Consider the following 3,437-nt stretch of genomic DNA (forward strand, 5'->3'; position numbering starts at 1 on the left):
CCCCCACACGAACCCCACTCCCCGAAAGGACCTCCCGTGACCGCCGCCACCGCCGCACCCACCGAGGGCCCGATGCTGCTCACCAAGCGCCGCATCTGGATCATCTTCGCCGCCCTCATCGCGGGCATGCTGCTCTCCAGCCTCGACCAGACGATCGTCTCCACCGCCATGCCGACGATCGTCGGACAGCTGGGCGGCGTCGACCACCAGGTCTGGCTCACCACCGCCTACCTCCTGGCGACCACCATCGTCATGCCCGTGTACGGCAAGTTCGGCGACGTCCTCGGCCGTCGTCGGCTCTTCCTCGTCGCGATCGCCCTGTTCACGATCGCCTCCGTCGGCTGTGCGTTCGCGGGCGACTTCACGCAGCTCATCGTCTGGCGTGCCGTCCAGGGCCTCGGTGGCGGTGGCCTCATGATCCTGTCACAGGCGATCATCGCCGACATCGTGCCCGCCTCCGAGCGCGGCAAGTACCTCGGCCCGCTCGGCGCGGTGTTCGGTCTCTCCGCCGTCGGTGGACCGCTTCTCGGTGGCTTCTTCGTCGACCACCTGACCTGGCAGTGGGCGTTCTACATCAACATCCCGGTCGGCATCGCGGCCTTCGCGATCGCGTTCTTCACGCTGAAGCTGCCGAACAAGAAGGCGACCGCGCCGATCGACCTCCTCGGCGTCATCTTCCTTTCGGCGTTCACCACCTGCCTCATCTTCTTCACCGACTTCGGTGGCGACGCCGCCCACGGTTGGGGTGCCATCGAGACGTGGATGTTCGGCATCGGCATGCTGCTCGCCGCGCTGCTCTTCGTCATCACCGAGGCTCGCGCCAAGGACCCGATCATCCCGCTGTCGCTGTTCAAGAACCCGACGTTCATCAACGCGACCGCGATCGGCCTCACGCTCGGCCTCGGCATGTTCTCGGCGATCGGCTTCGTGCCGACCTTCCTCCAGATGTCGTCCGGCACCTCGGCAGCCGCATCGGGCCTCCTCATGATCCCGATGATGGTCGGCCTCATCGGTACCTCGATCGTCTCGGGGAACCTGATCACCAGGACCGGTCGCTACCGGATGTTCCCGGTCATCGGCACGCTCATCACCGCCGCCTCCATGGTCGCGTTCACGACGCTCACGGCGGACACCCCGATCTGGCTGATCTGCGTCTTCCTGTTCTTCTTCGGCGCCGGTCTCGGCCTGATCATGCAGGTCGTCGTGCTCGTCGCCCAGAACTCGGTGGACGCGTCGATGGTCGGAACCGCGACCAGCACGAACAACTACTTCCGCGAGGTCGGTGCGTCGCTCGGTGTCGCCGTGTTCGGCACGATCTTCACCACGCGGCTCACCGCGAACCTCAAGGACGTCTTCGCGAGTTCGGGAGCCAGTGCTGGGGACGCCTCCAACGCGGCGGCGACGATCGACCCGCAGACGCTCAGCCAGCTCCCGCCAGGCATCCGCGACGGTGTGGTCACCGCTTACGCCGATGCTCTGGCCCCGGTGTTCTGGTACCTCCTGCCGTTCATCGGTGCGGCCTTCCTGCTGTCGCTGTTCCTCAAGCAGATCCCGCTGTCCGACGTCGCCGGGCTGGTCGCCCGCGGTGAGGCCGTCGGTGGAGACGAGGCCGAGTCGCTCGAGGCTGCAGCGCGCGGCAAGGTGCCTGCGTCGACCAGCGGGGCGCCCTCGCTCGACCGGGCTTCGGGTGGCGACGGCGTCGGGGCGGACGCCGATCGCGAGCAGTCGCCGCGGTAGGCCTCAGCGCCACCTGACGCCGGCCCTGGGACACTTCGTCCCGGGGCCGGCGTCGTCATGCTGAGGGCCACCTGGAACTATCTGACACGTGACTGATAGATGCGTATGCTGGAGACGCTCGCCAGAGCCGGTGAGCAGAACGGAGTGGCATCATGTCGAATGCATCAATCCAGGGCCGGTTCGCCGGCAAGGTCGCGATCGTCACCGGGGGCGTGTCCGGCATCGGGGCGACGATCACCGAGCGGCTGGTCGCGGAGGGCGCCTCGGTGGTCGTCGCGGACATCAACGCCGAGCTGATCGCGAGCGCCACCGAGACCTTCGGTGAGCGCGTGTGGGGTCGGCGCACCGACGTCACAGACGAGGCGGACTTCTCCGCGCTGGTCGCCGAGACCGTCGAACGTTTCGGCACGCTCGACACGCTCTTCAACGTCGCCGGTGGATCACGTGCCGGGACGATCACCGACATCTCCTTCGAGGACTGGGACTTCACGGTCCGGCTGAACCTCTACAGCGCCTTCAACGGCACGCGTCTCGCCGCCCGCCAGTTCCTCGCCGAGGGCAAGGCCGGTGCGATCGTCAACATCGCCTCCCTCAACTCGCTCGTTCCGATGCACTTCGGCGTCGGATACACGGCGGCGAAGGCCGGCGCGGTGATGCTCACGAAGCAGGCGGCACTCGAACTCGGCGAGCACGGGATCCGCGTGAACGCGGTGTCACCTGGCCTCGTCGCGACGCCGTTGACGAAGTCGCTGACCGACATCCCCGGTGTGCAGGCCGCGTACGACGAGCGCATCCCGCTCCGTCGTGCCGCCGCCCCCGAGGAGATCGCCGCTGCCGCGCTGTTCCTCGCGAGCGACGACGCCTCGTACATCTCGGGCGACAACCTCGTCGTGGACGGGGCCTGGCAGACCACCGGCTATCCGGACCTGCGGCCGTTCATGAGCTGATCGGTCACGCTCGCGGTCGTCGCCTACCCGCTCGGGGAGACGACCTTGACGCGGGAGTGACCCGAGGGCCCTCCGGTGGACTCGATGTAGGTCTTGAACGCCTGGAGGGTCCCACGCACGACCCGCCCGGCGAGGCCGAGCGCGGCCGCGGTGCGTTCCATCGCGTTGACCGGCTTCCAGTGCACCGTGACGTCCACGCGGGTCTGCTGCTTGTCGATCGCCTCGAACGCGGCGTCGCCGCTGAACCAGACGTCGCCCTCGATGGTGCGCCAGACCAGGCGTTCCTCCGGGAGTTGCTCCAGGATCTCGGCCAGGAACTGACGCGAGAGCTTGCTGATCGCGACGGTCCAGCGACTGTAGACCTCACCGGTCACCTTCACCTCGCGCACAGCCGGCAAGAACTCCGGGTACGACTCGAAGTCGACCCACTGCTTGTAGACGGCCGCGATAGGCAGGTCGACGACGATGCTGTGCTGCACGGTCGAGACGCCGTCCTCCGCCGCCCGGGTCCGCTTCGTCGTCTCGTCGGTCTGGGGCTCGTTCGATCCGTCGTCGGGCCCGGCCGCGGTGCTTCCTCGTCGCTTCATTTATCCTTCTTGCCGTTGCCGTTGCCGTTGCCGTTGCCGTTGCCGCCGTTGTCGCCGTTCTTCCCCTTGTCCCCATTCTTCCCGGAGTCGTCCCCGTTCCCGTCATCCGTCGGCGTCACCGGTTCGACGGGGGTGGCGGGATCGACCGAGCTGGGCTCGGCGGTCG

The 3,437-nt window shown here is 67.7% G+C and carries 3 protein-coding genes; 2 read left to right on the top strand and 1 reads right to left on the bottom strand.

Annotation, left to right across the window (positions count from 1 at the left end; translation table 11 throughout):
- The first annotated feature begins 72 nt into the window (after positions 1-72).
- Together A4X17_RS14580 and A4X17_RS14585 are read left to right on the top strand one after the other, a co-directional pair.
- Positions 73-1,737 (top strand): MDR family MFS transporter, encoded by a 1,665-nt coding sequence (locus A4X17_RS14580; protein ID WP_082916199.1) that lies wholly within the window; start codon positions 73-75, stop codon positions 1,735-1,737.
- A 152-nt stretch (positions 1,738-1,889) separates the two neighbouring features.
- On the top strand, positions 1,890-2,684 hold the full coding sequence (locus A4X17_RS14585; protein ID WP_064296401.1) for an SDR family NAD(P)-dependent oxidoreductase: 795 nt from the start codon (positions 1,890-1,892) through the stop codon (positions 2,682-2,684).
- 23 nt (positions 2,685-2,707) lie between these two features.
- On the opposite strand, the gene A4X17_RS14590 is transcribed toward A4X17_RS14585, so the two are convergent.
- A complete protein-coding gene (locus A4X17_RS14590; RefSeq protein WP_082916198.1) occupies positions 2,708-3,271 on the bottom strand; it encodes an SRPBCC family protein in 564 nt (187 codons plus the stop codon).
- Positions 3,272-3,437 lie beyond the last annotated feature (166 nt).

The organism is Plantibacter sp. H53 (assembly GCF_001650455.1).
Classification (GTDB): Bacteria; Actinomycetota; Actinomycetes; order Actinomycetales; family Microbacteriaceae; genus Plantibacter; species Plantibacter flavus_A.

Bases quoted from the DNA above. Each gene is read 5' to 3' on its own strand.
- A4X17_RS14580 (WP_082916199.1), top strand. From the start codon at position 73: ATGCTGCTCACCAAGCGCCGCATCTGGATCATCTTCGCCGCCCTCATC.
- A4X17_RS14585 (WP_064296401.1), top strand. From the start codon at position 1,890: ATGTCGAATGCATCAATCCAGGGCCGGTTCGCCGGCAAGGTCGCGATC.
- A4X17_RS14590 (WP_082916198.1), bottom strand. From the start codon at position 3,271: ATGAAGCGACGAGGAAGCACCGCGGCCGGGCCCGACGACGGATCGAAC.